The sequence below is a fragment of the Permianibacter fluminis genome, assembly GCF_013179735.1.
Classification (GTDB): Bacteria; Pseudomonadota; Gammaproteobacteria; order Enterobacterales; family Permianibacteraceae; genus Permianibacter; species Permianibacter fluminis.
Genome location: NZ_JABMEG010000002.1, coordinates 222,472 through 240,141 on the forward strand (window position 1 = coordinate 222,472; position 17,670 = coordinate 240,141).

At 58.5% G+C, this 17,670-nt stretch carries 14 protein-coding genes; 6 read left to right on the plus strand and 8 right to left on the minus strand.

The genetic code is table 11. The features are described from left to right. The first annotated feature begins 16 nt into the window (after nucleotides 1-16). The 5 genes from HPT27_RS16315 (at nucleotide 17) to HPT27_RS16335 (ending at nucleotide 3,180) form a co-directional block, all read left to right on the plus strand. Nucleotides 17-424 carry a VOC family protein gene (locus tag HPT27_RS16315; protein WP_172245763.1) on the plus strand — a complete coding sequence of 136 codons (408 nt, stop codon included), beginning with the start codon at nucleotides 17-19 and terminating at the stop codon, nucleotides 422-424. A 244-nt stretch (nucleotides 425-668) separates the two neighbouring features. Continuing rightward, complete coding sequence (locus tag HPT27_RS16320; protein ID WP_172245765.1) at nucleotides 669-1,085, plus strand: hypothetical protein; 417 nt, start codon at nucleotides 669-671, stop codon at nucleotides 1,083-1,085. Between the two features lie 199 nt (nucleotides 1,086-1,284). Next, nucleotides 1,285-1,839 carry a DUF998 domain-containing protein gene (locus HPT27_RS16325; protein WP_172245767.1) on the plus strand — a complete coding sequence of 185 codons (555 nt, stop codon included), beginning with the start codon at nucleotides 1,285-1,287 and terminating at the stop codon, nucleotides 1,837-1,839. A gap of 131 nt (nucleotides 1,840-1,970) precedes the next feature. Then, on the plus strand, nucleotides 1,971-2,315 hold the full coding sequence (locus HPT27_RS16330; protein ID WP_172245769.1) for a hypothetical protein: 345 nt from the start codon (nucleotides 1,971-1,973) through the stop codon (nucleotides 2,313-2,315). Between the two features lie 160 nt (nucleotides 2,316-2,475). Then, nucleotides 2,476-3,180 carry an aspartate/glutamate racemase family protein gene (locus tag HPT27_RS16335; protein ID WP_172245771.1) on the plus strand — a complete coding sequence of 235 codons (705 nt, stop codon included), beginning with the start codon at nucleotides 2,476-2,478 and terminating at the stop codon, nucleotides 3,178-3,180. Nucleotides 3,181-3,272: 92 nt separating this feature from the next. On the opposite strand, the gene HPT27_RS16340 is transcribed toward HPT27_RS16335, so the two are convergent. From HPT27_RS16340 to HPT27_RS16365, 6 genes are all read right to left on the minus strand, one after another. After that, on the minus strand, nucleotides 3,273-4,976 hold the full coding sequence (locus HPT27_RS16340) for a vWA domain-containing protein (RefSeq protein ID WP_172245773.1): 1,704 nt from the start codon (nucleotides 4,974-4,976) through the stop codon (nucleotides 3,273-3,275). A gap of 63 nt (nucleotides 4,977-5,039) precedes the next feature. Then, nucleotides 5,040-6,722 (minus strand): amidohydrolase, encoded by a 1,683-nt coding sequence (locus tag HPT27_RS16345; protein WP_172245775.1) that lies wholly within the window; start codon nucleotides 6,720-6,722, stop codon nucleotides 5,040-5,042. A 325-nt stretch (nucleotides 6,723-7,047) separates the two neighbouring features. Beyond that, on the minus strand, nucleotides 7,048-8,145 hold the full coding sequence (locus tag HPT27_RS16350) for a hypothetical protein (RefSeq protein ID WP_172245777.1): 1,098 nt from the start codon (nucleotides 8,143-8,145) through the stop codon (nucleotides 7,048-7,050). A gap of 66 nt (nucleotides 8,146-8,211) precedes the next feature. Next, entirely contained in the window at nucleotides 8,212-8,949 is a 738-nt protein-coding gene (locus HPT27_RS16355) for a hypothetical protein (protein ID WP_172245779.1), read from the minus strand. A 66-nt stretch (nucleotides 8,950-9,015) separates the two neighbouring features. After that, a complete protein-coding gene (locus HPT27_RS16360; protein ID WP_172245781.1) occupies nucleotides 9,016-10,395 on the minus strand; it encodes an alkaline phosphatase in 1,380 nt (459 codons plus the stop codon). A gap of 79 nt (nucleotides 10,396-10,474) precedes the next feature. After that, complete coding sequence (locus tag HPT27_RS16365; protein WP_211198080.1) at nucleotides 10,475-11,890, minus strand: alkaline phosphatase; 1,416 nt, start codon at nucleotides 11,888-11,890, stop codon at nucleotides 10,475-10,477. 203 nt (nucleotides 11,891-12,093) lie between these two features. Between HPT27_RS16365 and HPT27_RS16370 the strand changes: the two genes are divergently transcribed. Then, the gene (locus HPT27_RS16370) at nucleotides 12,094-14,067 is read left to right on the plus strand and encodes an alpha/beta hydrolase family protein (protein ID WP_172245783.1); all 1,974 of its coding nucleotides are present in this window, start codon (nucleotides 12,094-12,096) and stop codon (nucleotides 14,065-14,067) included. Nucleotides 14,068-14,106: 39 nt separating this feature from the next. Here the strand turns inward: HPT27_RS16370 and HPT27_RS16375 are convergent, their stop codons facing one another. Together HPT27_RS16375 and HPT27_RS16380 are read right to left on the minus strand one after the other, a co-directional pair. Beyond that, the gene (locus tag HPT27_RS16375; protein WP_172245785.1) at nucleotides 14,107-15,378 is read right to left on the minus strand and encodes a GGDEF domain-containing protein; all 1,272 of its coding nucleotides are present in this window, start codon (nucleotides 15,376-15,378) and stop codon (nucleotides 14,107-14,109) included. A gap of 13 nt (nucleotides 15,379-15,391) precedes the next feature. Next, entirely contained in the window at nucleotides 15,392-17,554 is a 2,163-nt protein-coding gene (locus tag HPT27_RS16380) for a TonB-dependent receptor plug domain-containing protein (protein ID WP_172245787.1), read from the minus strand. Nucleotides 17,555-17,670 lie beyond the last annotated feature (116 nt).

The window sequence follows — 17,670 nt, forward strand, 5'->3', positions numbered from 1 at the left end:
ACAACAGGAGTTCGCCATGGCCCGGTCGATTATTGTCAGCTTGCCGGTCGCTGATCTCAGCACCGCACAGACGTTTTATACCGCGCTGGGTTTTGTCAAAAGCCCGCAATGCTCGGACGAGAGCGGCGTATTGATGGTGTGGAGCGAGACGATCAGCGTCATGCTGCTGACTCACGAAAAGTGGCGCAGCTTTACCACACGGCCGATTCCGCCGAAAACCTCGAGTGAGGTGGCGCTCAATATTTCCTGCGAGTCACGCGAGGAGGTCGATGCGATGAACCAGGCGGCTTTTGACAATGGCGGAATCGCCGACATCAATCCGGTGCAGGATCATGGCTTCATGTACGGCCGCGACTTTGCCGACCCCGACGGTCATGTCTGGGGTGCAATGTGGATGGATATGTCGGCGATGCCGGCCAGTTGATACGGTGTTGGTCGGGGCATTCCTCGCCGAATCGGTAGGCTGTTTGTGCTGGGCTTGTCGAGATTTGATACAAATTGCCGGTGGTGGAAGCTTTTCGACGCGCTGCGCAAGATGCTATTGCTAGTGCCTGCACCAGCCGGTAAAACGACGCGCCGGATGGCTTTTCTCATGCGTGATGCGTGATGCGTGATGCGTGATGCGTGATGCGTGATGCGCAAATGCCAGTCAATCAAAGGAGGCCGTCGTGCTTGCAGCCATTATCGGCGTTGCCGTAGGGGTTCTCACCATCGTGTTCGCCCGGGTCATTCGTGGCCAGCATTGGGTGTATGCCATCGGACTGCTGACGCTTCCCAGTTTGTATGCAAGCTTTGCCCTGTATGCCGGAGCGCCGGCTATCGGCGTCACCGAGATGCTTTACGGTATTCCGTATGTCGTTGCCGGATTGGTCTTTGCGACCGTGAGCATCCGTCATTCCGCGGTGGTGGTCGGCGCGTTGTGGATCGCTCACGGATTGTATGATCTGGTGCACGACCGACTCATCACCAATGCCGGCGTCCCTGACGGTTATCCGGTCTTTTGCTTCACCGTGGATGTGATTGTCGGAGCTTATTTGCTGTGGCTGTCACGTCGTATCACGGACGCCAATCTGCGCTTGGCGTGAATGTGATGACGGAATTGTGTGAAGCGATACGGTAATCGGTTTTGCCGCGGGTGATGCAAGCCGTGCGCTGGCGGGTGCACTCAGTCATCATCTTTGATCACATTTCCTGATTCTCTTCATGATTTGCGCAACGGGTCGCCCTTCGCAGTGATCGCTGTTGTGCGCCAGTCATGTCAAACCCCATCTTCGGAGACAAGGCATGTTCGCCATTGCCGTAACGATGCTTGCTGCCTGCTACCTTTTTGCCAGCCTGCTGGTCTTGGCGCCACGCAAGGCGGGATACAGCCACATCAAGCACTCGATTAGCGAGATTGGCGAGATGGGTGCGCCCAGTCAGCGGTTTGTTGCGTTTGGCCTTTTTCTGCCGATTGGACTGGCCCTGTTGCCGGTTGCCTATCTGGTTCAGCCGGCCGCAGCAGCAGTTGCGATGCTCGCGCTGTGCATCGCCGTTGGCTACATCGGTGCGGCGGCGTTTCCCTGTGATCCGGGTTCGCCGATGTCGGGCACGACGCGGCAGGCGCTGCACAATCTTGCCGGCGCGGTGGAGTATGCCGGAGGCGGATTCGCTTTGATGCGGATCGCCGAGCAACTTGGTCAGCCGTTCAAGAGCGCCGGCTTTGTCGTGCTCGGCACGGCCGTGGCGCTGGCGGTCATCCCGACCGATTCGTTCCGCGGATTGATTCAGCGCGTGGCCGAGTGTTGTCTGTTCGGCGGGCTTGCCTTGGCGATTTGGCAACTGCAGGCTACGGTGTAAGCGAGCGGCGTTGTCGGTTGCCGGAACATAAACCCGGTGGTCAGTAAGCGAGAGTCGGATACGCCCGGGATCTGCTGTGCGGGCCCTGAATAACGCAGCGCCGGTCGACTTTTTTTTGAGACAAGATCCCGATGGATGCGGCTTCGACCCTACGTGCCATCAAAGTGATCCATACCCTGGTATGGGCGGTCTTTGCTGGCTCGATTTTGGCGATTCCCGTTTTTACCGTGCGCGGTGATCTCGGGCTGGCCTGGGGTTTGATCGGATTGGTTTTTCTGGAAGTGATCGTGCTGCTCGTCAACCGGATGCGCTGCCCGCTGACCGACGTGGCCGCCCGCTATACTCCGCAGCGACAGGACAACTTTGATATTTATTTGCCGCTCTGGCTTGCTCGGCACAACAAGACGGTGTTTGGTGGGCTATACCTCGCTGGCGTTGTCTTCACCGTTTGGGCATCCGCCTTTGGTGCCGGCTGATGCATGATCACCGCCAGTGCCAGTGCGATGTCATGGTGACAAGGTGAGACAGTGAGACGGTAAGAGAGCAGCGTGCTGACGTCATCACTGGCGTGACATTGCCGTTGCTTGTAATCAGTGAAGGCACAAGACAAGCCCGCAATACGCAGCGGAGACAATCATGAAACCCTTGAAATCGGTTGGTATTGTCGCGGTCAGTGCCGAAGGCGCTGCGCTGTGTTACCGTACGATCTGCAATGAGGCGGCGAGTCTGCTTGGCGAGCATCGCCATCCCGAAATTTGTCTGCACAGCTTTTCGCTGGCCGACTATATGCGGCCCATCGATGCCGACCGCTGGGATCAGGTCGGTGAATTGATGTTGCAATCGGCCGACAAGCTGGTTGCCATCGGTGCGGAGCTGCTGGTGTGTCCGGACAACACCGTACATCAGGGGCTGGATCTGGTGCGTAAACGGGCGCCGGCACCGTGGCTGCACATTGCCGAGCAGGTGGCTCTGGTAGCGTCCGCTTGTGGTTATCAACGGCTCGGCATACTGGGCACGCGCTATCTGATGGAGGGCCCGGTCTATCCGGCGGCGCTGGCCAAACACGGCATCGCTTACGAAATTCCCGAACCGGCCGAACGCAAGCGTATCAACGAGATCATCTTTTCCGAACTGATTAGCGGCGTGCTCAATGGCAGTTCGCGGCAATACTTTCAGTCGGTGATCAACCAGTTGGCGAGCCGGCATTGTGATGCCGTCGTGCTTGGCTGCACGGAAATTCCCTTGCTCATCACCGGCACCGATTCCGTACTGCCGATCATCGATTCCACCCGAACGCTGGCGCGGGCAGCCTTGCGGGCAGCGATGGATCTTGACGACTGAAGCTGGGCATTTCACCGGCAATCTGTGAATAAAAAAGCCGGCCACACCGCTTGCGGTGGGCCGGCTTTTTTGCTGGCGCGGTCGGTGCTGTGCTATTGCCCGGCCGGTGCTTGCGGGCTCAGCTCGCGAGCGATTTGCACCAACCGGACAAATTCGCGCCGGTAGCCGCCTTCATCATTGTCGAGCCCGGATTGGGCCAGTGCCAGCACGTCGTCGTAGCCGAATTTGGCCAAGTATTTGCCACCACGCAGCAATTGGCCGAAGGCTGCAACCGAGGCCGCGAAACGAAAATCGGCGGAGGCGGAAGTCAGCGCTGGTTTGAGCTGGTTCGCGGTGATGGGTTGGGTCAGCAGCTGGCTGTCGCTGGCGCCCGGTGGTTTGTAGCGGATGCGCAGGAATGCCAGCTCATTGCTGAACGTCGTTTCGTTGCTGGTTCTAGTCTCAGTCGCGTTGCCATAGCGGCGAGGTTCGGTCAGGGTCTTGCCGCCTACCGGCGTCAGCTCGTACAACGCCGTCACGGTTTTGCCGGCACCGATTTCGCCGGCATCGATTTTATCGTTATTGAAGTCCTCTTCATTCAGCATGCGGTTTTCATAGCCGATCAAGCGGTACTCGGCGATCTGGGCCGGATTGAATTCAATTTGCAGCTTTACATCGGCGGCGACGGTATTCAGCGTCGAACGCATTTCGTCCACCAGCACTTTGCGACCTTCATCGACCGAATCGATATAGGCGAAATTGCCGTTGCCCACGTCGGCCAGCTGCTCCATCAGATAATCGTTGTAATTGCCGGTGCCAAAGCCAAGCATGGTCAGCGAAACGCCAGACTTGCGTTCACGTTCGATCATGTCTTTCAGCGTGTCGACATTGCTCAGCCCGACGTTGAAGTCACCATCGGTGGCCATCAGGATGCGGTTGATGCCGTCTTTGATAAAGCCGGCCCGGGCTTGCTGGTAGGCGAGCGTCATCGCCGCTTCGCCGGCGGTTGAACCGCCGGCCGTGAGCCGATCAATTGCCGCCAGAATTTTGTCCTGCTGGTTGCCGGGCGTCGATTCCAGCTCGACCTGGGTGCGGCCGGCGTAAACGACCAGTGCGATGCGGTCCTGCGGGCGCAGCTGCCGGGCCAGCATTTTCAGCGTCGCCTGCACCATTGGTAACTTGTCAGGCGAATCCATGGAGCCGGAAACATCGACCAGAAACACCAGATTGCTCGCCGGCATGGTGCCGGTTTTGTCGTCGGTAGCCTTGATGCGAACGCGCAGCAGCTGGTTGCCGGTTTGCCATGGCGACGGCGCCAGTTCGGTTTGCACGGTGAACGGGTGTGGGCTTTTTTGTACGCTGTCAGCATAGGGGAAATAATTGATGAGCTCTTCAACCCGGATGGCATCTTCCGGCGGCAACTGGCCCGCACGCAAGAAACGCCGCATATTGCTGTACGCGCCAGTATCGACGTCGATGCTGAACGTGGAAACCGGTTCGCGGCTGGTTACCTTGACCGGATTGTCAGCCAGCTTCTGGTAATTCTCGCGGTTTTCCGGTTGCGCTGGCGGCGGTGCCAGCATCATGGCAACAGGCGATGCTTTGGCTGTCGCGCGCTGGCTGGTCGCGGCCATTTCGGCGGCTGCGATCCGGGAGCCGGTCACTTCGATACGTTGCTCTTCGTCTTGCTGTTGCTGCTGACGGCGTTGTTCTTGCGCCGCGCTTGGATCCTGTTTACCGGCGCAGGCGGCAAGTAGCACGGTAAAACAGGCTGAGGCCAGGCCGATTTTCAGCTGTGCAGACAATTTCCACTTCATGGTCAACCTTCCTTGCTGAGCAATGAGACAACGGAAGCTTTGGTTCCTGTTGGCTGGCGGGGTTCAGTCCGCGCCGGAATATATTTTCTTGCCGGCCAGCCAAGTCGACAGCACCTCGGTGGTCGCGATTTCCTGTTCCGGCACGGTGAAGAAATCGCGATCCACAATAATGAAATCGGCGTATTGTCCTATGGCCAGTGACCCGGTCAGATTTTCCATGCGCGCGGCGTAGGCCGCATCGAAGGTGAACAGTTTGAGCGCTTCATCGCGGCTCAGTTTTTCATCGGGGTACCAGCCGCCCGGTGGTTGACCATCGCGGTCGCGACGGGTCACGGCGGCGTGCAGACCATAGAACGGATTGGCGTATTCGACCGGAAAATCGGAGCCGCCGGCCAGATGGGCGCCGGCATTGAGCAATTTGCGCCAAGCATAGGCGCCTTTGATGCGTTCCGGACCGATACGCGTTTCTGCCATATTCATGTCCGAGGTGGCGTGAGTCGGCTGGATGGAGGCGATGACATTGAGCGCCTTGAAGCGTGGAATATCGGTAAGCGCCAACACCTGGGCATGTTCAATGCGGTGACGCAGTGCCCGCGCTTTGTCATCACGCAAAACGGCAGCAAAGGTATCGAGCACCCGCTGGTTGCCGGCGTCACCGATGGCGTGGATGTTGACCTGCCAGCCGTGGTTGACCGCAAGTGCGGTGACGGCCTGCAATTCGGCGGCGGTGTACAGCATCAGACCGCGGTGCTGCGGTTGATCGCTGTAATCCGCCAGCATCGCCGCGCCACGACTGCCAAGCGCGCCATCGGCAACAATTTTCAGCGCTTGCAAATACAGGCGGTTATCGAATTGCGCGGGTCCCGGTGGTTGTTGCAACCATTTCCGATCAGTCGGGCTGTCCGCCAGCATGGCGTAAACCCGAATCGGCAACTGCTGACGCTGGCCGAGTTGCTGGTAGAGCTGGTAATCGCTGTACGGAATGCCGGCATCGTGCACGCCGGTCATGCCGAGTTTGGCCAAGGCGTTCAGTGCCGAGAGCAATTGCTGACGGCGTTCATCGGCCGACGCCGGCGGCATCCGATCAAGAATCAGACTCATGGCATTGTCGACGAACACGCCAGCGGGATTGCCCTTGCTGTCGCGAATGATCTGACCGCCGGCCGGGTCGACAGTTTGGGCATTGACGCCCGCCACTTTTAGCGCGGCCGAATTGACCCAGATGGCGTGGCCATCGACACGTTCCATGACGATGGGTTGGGTGGCGCTGATGTGATCCAGATCGGCAGCGGTTGGAAATTGCTGACCCGGCCAGAGCACCTGATTCCAGCCGCGACCTTGCAGCCAGTTCGTTGCCGTTGCGTGACGGGTAAATGCAGTGATGCGATTCAGCGCGTCTTGCAGCGTGGTGCTGCCGCGCAGATCCACCTGCATCTGTTCCTGGCCGAGGTCCTGCACGTGGCCGTGAGCATCGATCAATCCGGGCAGCACGACGTTGCCAGCGCCATCCAGCCGCTGGGCGTGCAGGGAATCGGCCAGCGCCATGGCGCTGTCGTCATAGGCCCGAACTTTGCCGTTTTCCACCAGCAGCGCGGAAAATGTGTGCCGACCGCTGGCGTCAACGCGGTAGCCGTGGATGTTGCTGAGCAGCAGGGCATCGGTAGCGCCGTGCGCGGTGCTGAGGGTGAGCAGGCCGCAAAGCGACAAGCCAAGGGCCAGCGTGCGGGACAATGTTTGACGGAGCATGAGAGGAACACCAAACCATCAGGAAGGGTTTGACTCTACCCCATGCGGGTCATGATTTCACCGCCGATTTTTGCGCGGATCTTAGTGCGGGACTTTGTGCCGATATTGGTGCGGATAGGCGTGCGAATTTTTCAGCGGATTGCGGTGTTGATTTCCGGATCGAATCTGGAATCGATTTTCGGACCGATTACAGAAGTGCGTACGCTGCTGCGGTGCGCCAATGGACAGCAATAGAAGGGAATGAACGGTACTGAAAGGTACTGAACAGAGTGACTCGCTGCCGCACTGCGCTCTGCAGCAGTCCGCTGCAAATGGTTGCCATCGCTCAGGGTAGCGGCCAGCGCCACTGCAACACCAAGCCAGCCGGAGGCAGCGTTTGCAAACGCAGCTGCATGCCGGCGAAATCGTCGCTGTGTTGATGCTGCACGGCCAGCAGCAGACCGTTTTCCGGCAGCAGGCTCTGCTGACTCAACCAAGCGCTCGCGAGCGCGCCGCTGGCAAGTCCGGCACCATTGCTGAGCGACACCGGTTTGAGTTGGATACCGGCCGGCAAAGGCAACGGAGAGCCCTGCAGTTTGCTGGCGCCGGGTCGCGCCAGCGCGGCTTGCAATTCGCTTTGCTGCTGCCACAGCCGCGCGACAAAGCCGCCGCCAGCGACGCTGGCAGGACAAGCCTCCGGCCTTGGTAAATTGGCCAGATCCGCTTCGCGCCAAAACCAGCTGTCGTCGTCGGCATGACTCGCCTGCGGCGCGCCGGCACTTTGCAACAGCGCACTCAGCGCAGCGGGCAAGCTGGGCCAGACAATCTGCCAACTGAGGCCATCGTTGTCCTGACGCAAATGCAACTGGGCGTCGTCCGGCAGCTGTTGCAGCAACAGTGGCAGGGCTTCACAGCTGGCCGCCGGCCAATTCAAGCGCTGTTGCAACCACGCCCGCCGAATGAGCCCGCTGCCGGCCAGCGGCTCGGCAACGCGATCCACCGCCGTGGTATTGACTGCTTCGGGTAACCAGAAAAGCAGACTGGCGTCGTCCAGTTGCTCGATATGCCAGCGGCCCTTGCGCTCCGCCAGCGGTGCTGGCAACGGCAGGACCTGTCCGGCCGGGAACTGCCAGATGCGCAGCGCGCCAGCAGCGGCAACGGCCTGTGCGGCGGGATAACCGGCGGGCAATGCCGGCGTGTCGGGATCGAGTGTCGGAAGTGTTTTCAGCGCCGGTTGGCTGAGCGCTGATTGAGCACCGAAATACAGCCACCAATCGCTGCTCGCCGGGCGATAAAACGCCGCTGTGGTCAGCGGCTCAGGTGGCGGCGCGACGGTGACCTGCGGCGCCGGTTTGCGCCAGGCAAACCAGGCCGAGGTCGCCAGCAATGCAATGCCTACCAACATCAGCAACAGCGGCAACCACTGCATCTTGCGCGACGACATCCCAGCCCCTGCGGCGTGACCGAGCCGGTTTTGGCTCAGCCGGAATGGTGCAGCAGCGGTGCCGCTTTAGTCCAGCGTGTCAGCGTAATCGATGCGGGCAAACTGCTGGCGTTGCATGCGTGGGTCGGCGCAATGGGCAATCGGGGTGACGGTAATCGTTTGCTCGCCGCTGGCCCAACGCTGGTGCTGGTAGCGGACAATTTGCTCGCGGCCGGACCAACGCAGCTCGCGATCCGGCTCTCGCAGGTGTTGGTCACCAGCGCCGAGCTTGGTCAACGTTGCAGCATCGGCCAGCGTATGCAGCGCACGGAAATCCCCGTCAAAGCCAAAATCGGCGAACTCACTGGGTAGCAGGCGAATCTCCTGCTGGGTCCGGTCGTCAAACAGCGAATAGGCAATGCTGCCATCGGCCAGCCTTTCGTAGCGCCGCACCATGCCGTCCGGGTGGCTGTGCGCGCTCTTTGCTGCTGGCTCGGATGGTTCCGCCACCTGTGGTCGCACGCGCTCGAATGCAATCACGTTGTCGGTGCGATACAGCCGCTCGCGATAGCGTTCGGTGAGTTCAACACCATCCGCTCTTTGTTGGCGGCGACTGATGCTCAGTTCCGCACAGAAAAGTTGGCCGTCGGCAGCCATGCTGGTGGCCGGTATTGCTGTGTTTGGTGTTGCGGCTTTTTTTTCAGCGGTGTTTGGCGTCGATGCGTTGGCGATGGGAGCTGCCAGCAATGAGGCAAGTATGGCGGATGCAAGCAAGGCCGATGCACGCAATTCAGCATCGGCAAGCAGGAAAATACGAAACGACATGAGTCTTTGTCCGAAAAGCCATTGGCGCGCACGTCAGGATGCGGCCGTGAGCGCCAATGCGAGTGATTACAAACCGAGTGCGTCTTTGACCAGGCTGAACACCTTGGTGTTGTCCATCGTGCCTTTGAACGACTTGGCGCCCGCGCCGTCGGCAAACAGCATGACATCACCGCCACCATGGGTTTCGCTGCCCTGACGCACGATTGTTTCCTGCAAGTAGGCAGGATCCATTGCCTGCTCGCTGCTTACGCTGGTGCGAATTGCTGGCCGGTTTGGACCATTACCAAAAACCAGGGTGGTGTAGCTCTGGCCGTCGGCATCCAGCAGCGGTTCGTTGTGCTTGTAGTCGCGGACGATGTCGAGCACCGAATTGCCTTTCTTGCCATAACCGTTGAACACCATCGTGTGATCGTGATCGGCGGTGACGACAATCAGCGTATTGCTGAGATCCACCTTGGTCAGCGCCAGCTTGATGGCGTCGTCGAAGGCAACGGCATCTTCCAGTGCGCGCTTGGCATTGGTGCCATGCAAGGCATGATCGATACGGCCGCCTTCAACCATAAGGAAATAACCGTCGCTATCGTTTTTCAGTACATCGATGGCCTTCGCGGTCATCTCTGCCAGTGACGGCTGGGTGTTGTTGACGTTGCTGGCGCGGTCAAATTCATAATCCAGATGACTGCGGCTGCTGAACACGCCAAACAATTTGCTACCGGCGGTGGGCGTGACGGCAGCGAGCTCGGTGTTGCTGCGCACGGTGGTATAGCCCAGCGCGCCGAGTTCGGCGACCAGATCGCGGCCATCGGCCCGGCCCTTGTTGTTGGTCGTGGCGTTAAACGGTGTCCACTCGTTGGCACCGCCGCCCATGATGACATCAAGGCCGTTGCCCAGCGCGGTGTTGTAGCCATCACCGCCGGGTACTGCTTGCTTGGCGATGTCGTAATAGGCATCGCGGTGACAGATGTGCGCGTAAACGGCGGCCGGCGTGGCGTGCGTGATGGTGGTCGTGGTCACGACACCAGCAGCTTTGCCCTTGGCTTTGGCCAACTCCGCCAGCGTCGGTACGGCATGGCCGTTGCTGCCATCGCAGCCGCTCAGACCGGCGTTGTTGTTGCCATCACGCAGGGGGGCTTGGGCAAGCGTATCAGCGCTCATGCTGAGCACTTCGTTGTTCATTTTTACGCCGGTCATGTAGGCCGACATAGACGGCGCACTGTCGGTCGTCTGGGCGTCATGCGAGAAGGTCTTGATTTTGGCGGTACGTGACAGCGTGCCCATGGTCAGCTGGCCGGCTTCGCCGTATTTGTGCAGGCGCGCGGCCGTGACGACGGTTGGGCCCATGCCGTCACCGAGAAAGAAAATGACGTTTTTGGCTTCGCCGGCAGCGTGTGCGCTGGTGGCAGCACCGAGCGCGAGCGCCAGTGCAGTGAGAACAGTTGCTTTCATTTCAGCATTCCCTGAAGTGTGTTGAGCCGAATTGGTGATTGCAAATTCGCTGGATGATCTGCTTGATGCGTCGGGTCGATTACAGATCGGCCGCTTTGCGTACCAGGCTGAACACCTCGGTGTTGTCGATGACGCCGTGGAATGCGTCTGCGCCATAACCGAGTGCACCGAGCCAGACATCGGTACCGCCATGGGTTTCGCTGCCGACCGCGGTGCGAATCGCCGCTTCCTGATGGAAGTTGTTGGCGCTGGTTTCGGCATCGGTCAGCGGTGCAAAATTGCTGCGGGCCCCTTGCGGACGGTTTTCACCGTTGCCGAACGCCAGAATCGGGAACGGCATGCCGTCGGCGTCGGTGGCAATCGAGCCGTCGCTGTAATTGCGCATCACACCCAGCACGCCCGCGTTGTTGGCGGTGGTCTTGCCGGTGCGAGCGGCGTAACCGAGCATGGTCATGGTGTGATCGTGATCCGCCGTCACGACAATCAGGGTGTTTTTCAGTTTCGGATCGGTCTTGCGCACCTCGGCAATGGCTGCCTTGATGGCATTGTCGAACGCGACCGTATCCTGCAGTGCGCGTTTGGCGTTGGTTTCATGTAGCGCGTGATCGATGCGGCCACCTTCCACCATCAGAAAGAAACCGCTGCGCTTTTGCTGCAGAATCTGAATCGCCTTGCTGGTCATTTCGGCCAGCGACGGCTCCTTGGCCGGATCGCGATCCAGGTCGTAACTCATGTGGCTCTTGGTGAACAGACCAAAGGCTTTCTGGGTATTGCTACCGTTCAGGCTGTCGAATGCGGCGCGCTTGCTGACATCAACATAGCCTTCGGCTTTCAGTTGGGCTGTCAGATCCACGCCATCGGTACGACTGCCTCCCGCCGACGCCGGCAGGAAATGGCGGGCACCACCACCGAAAATGACTTCAATGCCGTCACCGAGTTTGCGGTTGTAATGGCGCTTTGCCGGCACCAATTGCGCGGCGATGTCATTTTCCAGATCGCGATGGCAGATATGCGCGTATGTGGCTGCCGGGGTGGCGTGGGTGATCCGTGCCGTGCTGACAATGCCGGTGACCCGACCGTGTTTTTCAGCCAGCTCCAGCAGTGTTTCGACCGGCTGACCGTTGCCGCTGCCACAGAGATTGGTCGAGTTGGCGCCGGGTGTGACGGCCTCGGTATCCGGGCTCATGCTGAGCACTTCGTTATTGGTTTTGACACCGGTCATGTAGGCCGACATCGACGGCGCACTGTCGGTGACTTGTGCGTCATTGGAATAGGTCTTGACGAACGCGGTTTCCGGCAAGGTGTCCATGGTCAACTCGCCGTCTTCGCCGACGGCGTAAACCCGGGCCGCGGTCATCGGTGCTATGCCCATGCCGTCGCCCAGAAAGAAAATCACATTGCGCGCTTTCGGTTCATCTTCTTTTTTACAACCGGCCAGCGTGGCGAGTGCCAGCGCTGCCACGACCGGTACCATGACCAGTGCCTGCTTTTTCATGCTCCAACTCCTGCAAAGGGTTCCTGAGACCGCAGCAGCGTAGGGGCAGCAGATGACTGACCAGTGACGGCAAGATGACGAATTCGTGGGACGCTTGTCACAAAGGCGCTACGATCTGATACAAATCGGGGGGGCCGGCTCACCTAGAATGCCGGGCCGGTCATTCCGTGGCTGGGTAAATGCCAAAAAGAAAGGGGAAGTCGATGAAGCAGTTACTATTGGTCTTGCTATGCGTCATGGGCCTGGGCGCCACGGCGACCGCTGCAGAAATTCCGATTCGGGATTTTTTTGAGCATGCCGAGGTAGCGAATATGAAGATTTCGCCCGATGGCAGCCATGTGGCGTTTACTTATGAGGCCGGCACAGAAGTCCGATTGGCCGTCATGAATCTGGCCAGCAAGAAAATAACGGCCTCATTTGAATTTGGCGACCAAATGCACGTGTTGGGCTTCGCTTGGGGTAACAACGAGCGTGTTCTGATGCAGGTCGGAAAGGTGACGGGTAATCTCGATAATATGGGGCGTCCGGCACACCTCTATGCGGCGAATATCGATGGCAAGAAACGCCAGCAGATATTTGAAATGCAGCGGTCGAGCTTCAATATCATCAGCTTGCTTCCAGATGATGACAGGCACATTCTGATCGCGAAGCGCCACTTTACTGACACCAGCGTCAGAGCGCATCTGCTGGATATCTATACCGGCGACCTTAAATATCTTGCCGATCAGCCTGATGCTGACAATATTTATCGCTTGATGGCGGACAACAGCGGCGCTGTTCGCATCGGCTTAGAATTCGTCGAAGGCGATACTATTGATGACGGACAAGTCATTTTGCATGTCAAGTCAACGAACGATGGCAATGGTGGAAAATGGAAAAAGGTTGCGCTTTCCTCCAAGCGAAAGTCGCCAACGCTCGATCCAGTTGGATTTTCATCCGATAACGATAAAGCTTATTTTGTTTCCAACTATGACTCAAAAGAAGGTGGATTGACTGGCTTATTTGAGTACAGCTTCAGTACGAATACAGTTCGATTAGTGGAGCGTGACAAAGTTGTAGATGTTTATGAACCGTCCGGCATCGGCGGTGTTATGACAATCAACGGTCACGATGGCGGATTGCTTGGCGTAACATACATGCCAGGAAAGCTAGAGTATTCATTTCTGCCTGATACGGGCAAGGACTCAGTCTTCATTAAGTCACTGGTAAACGCATTCAATGGCCAGATAGTTGATGTTACTTCGTTTACTGCGGATGGTACGAAAGCGATTGCTCACGTTAGCTCAGATAAAAACCCAGGCGAATTTTATCTGTTCGATGTCCAGTCGATGAAAGCCAAGTTTTTGGCTTCTCGCTTACCCAAGCTCGATACAAAAAGCTTGGCTTCAGTGGCTCCGGTCGAATTCGATGCTCGTGACGGCTTGAAGATCCACGGCTATTTGACCTTGCCAAACAATAGTTCAGGTAAAAATCTGCCGCTGGTGATGAATATCCATGGTGGCCCGTTTGGTATTCGAGACGATTGGGGCTTCCACTCTGATTCACAGTTCTTGGCTAATCGTGGCTATGCCGTACTGCAGGTCAATTACCGCGGCTCCGGTGGCTATGGCGACGATTTTCACCGTGCCGGCTGGCGTCAGTGGGGTCGTAAGATGCAGGACGACGTGACTGATGCCACCCAGTGGGCCATCAAGCAAGGTATCGCAGATCCGAACCGTGTTTGCATTTATGGCGGTAGCTACGGTGGCTATGCAACATTGTGGGGCGTGATCAAAGAGCCGGACCTATATAAATGTGCAGTCGGCTATGTTGGTGTTTATGACATGCTGAAGTTCTTCAATGGTGACGGATCGGACGCCAGCCGCGGGGATAAAATGGATGAGTGGATCGCCCTGCATATTGGTGATACTGAGGCTGAGCTACGGGAAATTTCGCCTGCCCAACATGTGGATCGGATCAAGGCAGACTTACTGATTGCTCATGGTAAAAACGATGTTCGAGTTACTATGCCACACTTCGATTCGCTGAAAGCCTCTTTGGATAAGATAGGCAAGAAATTTGACTGGATGGTGAAGCCGGAAGGTCACGGCTACTATCAACTAGAGAATCGTGTTGCGCTTTATGGTGAAATGGAAAAATTCCTCAAGAAGAATATTGGTGAGGGTGCGAAGCAGTAAATTCCTGTAACAACAAAAAGGCCGCATAGAGCGGCCTTTTTATTTGTGAATGGCGCGGTGCTGTTGCTTCATTTGATACAGCCTGGCATCCGCCAAGGCAAACCATTGCGTGCGTTCACCATTTGCTTCGCTCAGGGCGGCGATGCCGGCGCTGGCGCCGATGTCGGCGAAGCCGGCCTCGCGCAATTTCTGAACGTTATGGCTGAGCCGGGTTTGCAGTACGGCTGGCGAGACGGTGTTGCCGAGCAGCAGGGCAAATTCGTCGCCGCCGAACCGGTAGGCACGATCGCTGCGGCGGCAGCCGGTGGCGAGCAGTTGGCCGAATTGGCTCAGTAGTCGGTCGCCTTCGTCGTGACCTTTGCTGTCGTTGACTTTCTTCATGCCGTCCAGATCGATCAGCATCAGCACGGCATCCTGATCCTGCCGCCGTCGTCCGTGTTGTTCGAGTTCGGCAAGGTCTTCATCAAAGGCGCGACGGTTCCACAGGCCGGTCAGTGCATCGGTGCGAGCCGCGGCGCGTGCTGCCCGCAACTCGGTTTCGGCACCGAGTGCGCGCCATTCGGCGCTGAGCAGGGCGGTCAGTACGTTGAACACTTCCTCGATATGCGGATCGGCCGCCGGCACCTCGTCATGCAAGGCGAACACATGGCCGAGCGGCAGGCCGTTGTCATCGACATAGATCTTGCCGGCGTAAACCCTGGCACCGATGGCCTTGGCCATAGTGTCTTGTGGAAACAGATCGGCGACTTCGTCAAAGCGGCAGAACTGACGTTTTTCCAGCACCACGGCGCAGGGCATGCCGGGCAATTCGTAGTGCAGGCTGGCAGCGAAGTGATCGGTATCCCAGAGCACCAGCACTTCAACTTGACTGCAACTGCCGCTGGCATCGGGCAGAAAACGGGTGACACCCACCCAGCGCCAACTGAGCGCTTGCCGCAGCGCACTGACGACGGCCTGAAACAGCGATTGCCCTTCACGCAGGGCATGAAAAACCGGCAGCAAACTGGCGGCGGCGGTATCGAGAGCGGTTGGAATCAGGCTGATCAATTGATGATCGGCCGTCAGGATTTGCCGATGCAGGCTATGGCCTTGGCGGGTCAGAAAATTGCTCGTATTGCTGCTGGCCAGCCACACTTGGCCGTCACTTTCGTCGAGTGCGGCGCGCAGCGGCAGGAATGCCGCATTGCTGGCCAGGCATTCGCCTTGTGCGCTGTAAATGCCGGCGGCCTGCGGAAATGCGGCGATCAGGGCCTGATAGAGTTTGTCGTGACTATTTTGATTGTCGAATGTTTCCGTTCCGATCGCGTTCATGGCATCCGTTCCATCAGAAGCGATATTGCAGGCCCAGCGAAATCAGCCGCGGGTCCTGCGGCGATTCCACCAGCGTGGTCCGGGTGCCAGTGCCGGCGTTGTAATAGCGGGTGTCGAACAGGTTGTCGATGCGCAGTTGCAGCTCCAGACCCTCGGCAAGCTGATTTTGGCCGACCAACAGATTGGCCACGGCGAAACCCGGCACGCTTTCATCTTCCGGCAGGGTGGCATTGTCGAGCACCTTGACCCGGCTGCTGGCCTGAACATTGAGATTGGCAAACCAGCCTTGATCGTGTTGCCAGCTTACCGCCAGTTTCAGTTTGTGCTGGCCGACATAGGGCAGTTCTTCATCCATGCCGGAGTTCAGGGTGCCATCGATGGCGGAAACGCCGATGCTGATCAACCATTGCTGGCTGTCTACCCGTGCCTGCCATTGCCACCACAGATCCGCGCCGAGCAAATCGACATCGCCGACATTGTCCCATTGCTGGCTGGCCAGAATGACACCGCCCGGCACAAAGTCGGCATCGGGTGTTGCCATCGGCACCAGACCGATCAGATTGTCGAGCTGACTTTGATAAAGCGCGCCCGCGATGGCCCAATTGCGTTCGCCTTGCCAATGAAAGCCAAGCTCGGTGGTGTGTAGCGTTTCCGGTTGCAGATTTCGATTGGGCACCTGAAAAAAGGACGCGATATAACGCCCCTGATTGTCTTGCGTGCCATTGAATGCACCGAAGTGTTCGTACATAAACAACGGCGATGGCGCCAGATAGGCTTCGGAATAACTCAGGTGACTGCGCCAGTGTTCGCCGCTGCGATACTGGATGCCGAATCGGGGCGTGGTTTGCTCGGCCCAGCTGTCGCTGTGGTCAACGCGGACGCCGAGCAGGCTGTGCCAATGTTCCGACCAATCGCGTTGCCACTGGACAAAGCCACCGCGCTGCTGCTGATCAACGTGAAAAATCTGGATTGGCAAGCTGTCATTGGTGCCGGCATAAAACAGGCCTTGTTCAATTGCGCTGTGATCGGGATTGAACGGTTTGGCCAGATCGGCGGTTTTCGGCAGCGCGTCGATTTGCTGGTAGTTGAGCCCGGCGGTCAGATAGTCGCTGCCACCGAACGGCATGCCCCACTGCAAATCGAATTCTCGTCGTTCGCTTTCGGCGTATTTGTAGACCTTGCTGAAGCCGGAAAAAATATTGTTGAACGCGGTTTTCGGGTCAACTTCATAACGGCTGTAGTCGAGCATGGCGATCAGCTGGCCGCCGTTGTCCCAGTGCAGTTGCTGGCGCAAATAAACGGTATCGATGCGGCTCATCCATTCGCTGCCGTAATTGGCCGAGCCGGGCCGGTCTCCGGCGGTGGTGGGCGTGTCGATACTGCTGTGGTGCAGACCCAATTCGGCGCCGCTGTCATGGTGCAAGGTGGCCGACAGGCTTTCGCTTTCGCTGGCGTTGTTGTAGCTGTTGCGCTCGGCCAGTGGCACCACCACGGTGCCGCCGAAGTTGCGCAGATCGGTAAAGCGAAACACGTCCGGGTAAGCGTCCTGCAGATCGGCGCCATCACTTTGCTGGCGATGCCCGGCCAGATGCCAGCGCCAGCGTTCGTGCTGACCACCGGTGTTGATGCTGGCACGGTGGCTGGCGGCTTCGCCGGTGCTGAGCGCCAGCGTGCTGTCGTCCGGTTCGGCACTGACCAGATTGACCACGGCGGTCATGGCGTCGGCGCCATACACGGCCGACGCCGGGCCATAGACCACTTCGACCTGGCGGATATGGTGCAGCGGAAAATTGTTGTCGATGGGCAATGGCTCGCCGGCCGGGGTGCCGATGCGGACGCCATCCTGCAGAATCAATAACTTGTTGTTGCCGGTCAGGCCGCGCACGGCGACCCGGTTATAAAAGGTCACGCTGGAGTATTGCTGGACGTCGATGCCGGGCAGGGCCGCCAGTAACTCACCCAAATGGCGGTAACCGCGCCGCTGGATGGTGGCGGCATCAATCACCAGCACCGTGGCCGGGATCTGGCTGAGGGGCTCGTCGCGCCGGGTGGCGGTATTGACCCGGACCTGACTCAGCGTCTCTAGGTCCAGCGCAAAGAGGTCATCCGGTGGCTCGGCGGCCAGCAGCGGGCCGCTGGCCGCCAGCAACAGGACAGTGCAGGCACGACAGGTCAAGGGCGGTTTCCGGCGGAAGGTGAGGGCAATTCGCCCATGCGTGGCTTCAGTGTAGGTGAGCCAGCCCGGATCTGCCCTGATTAGCCTTGTCCCTTGTATATAGGCTCGGCTACGAT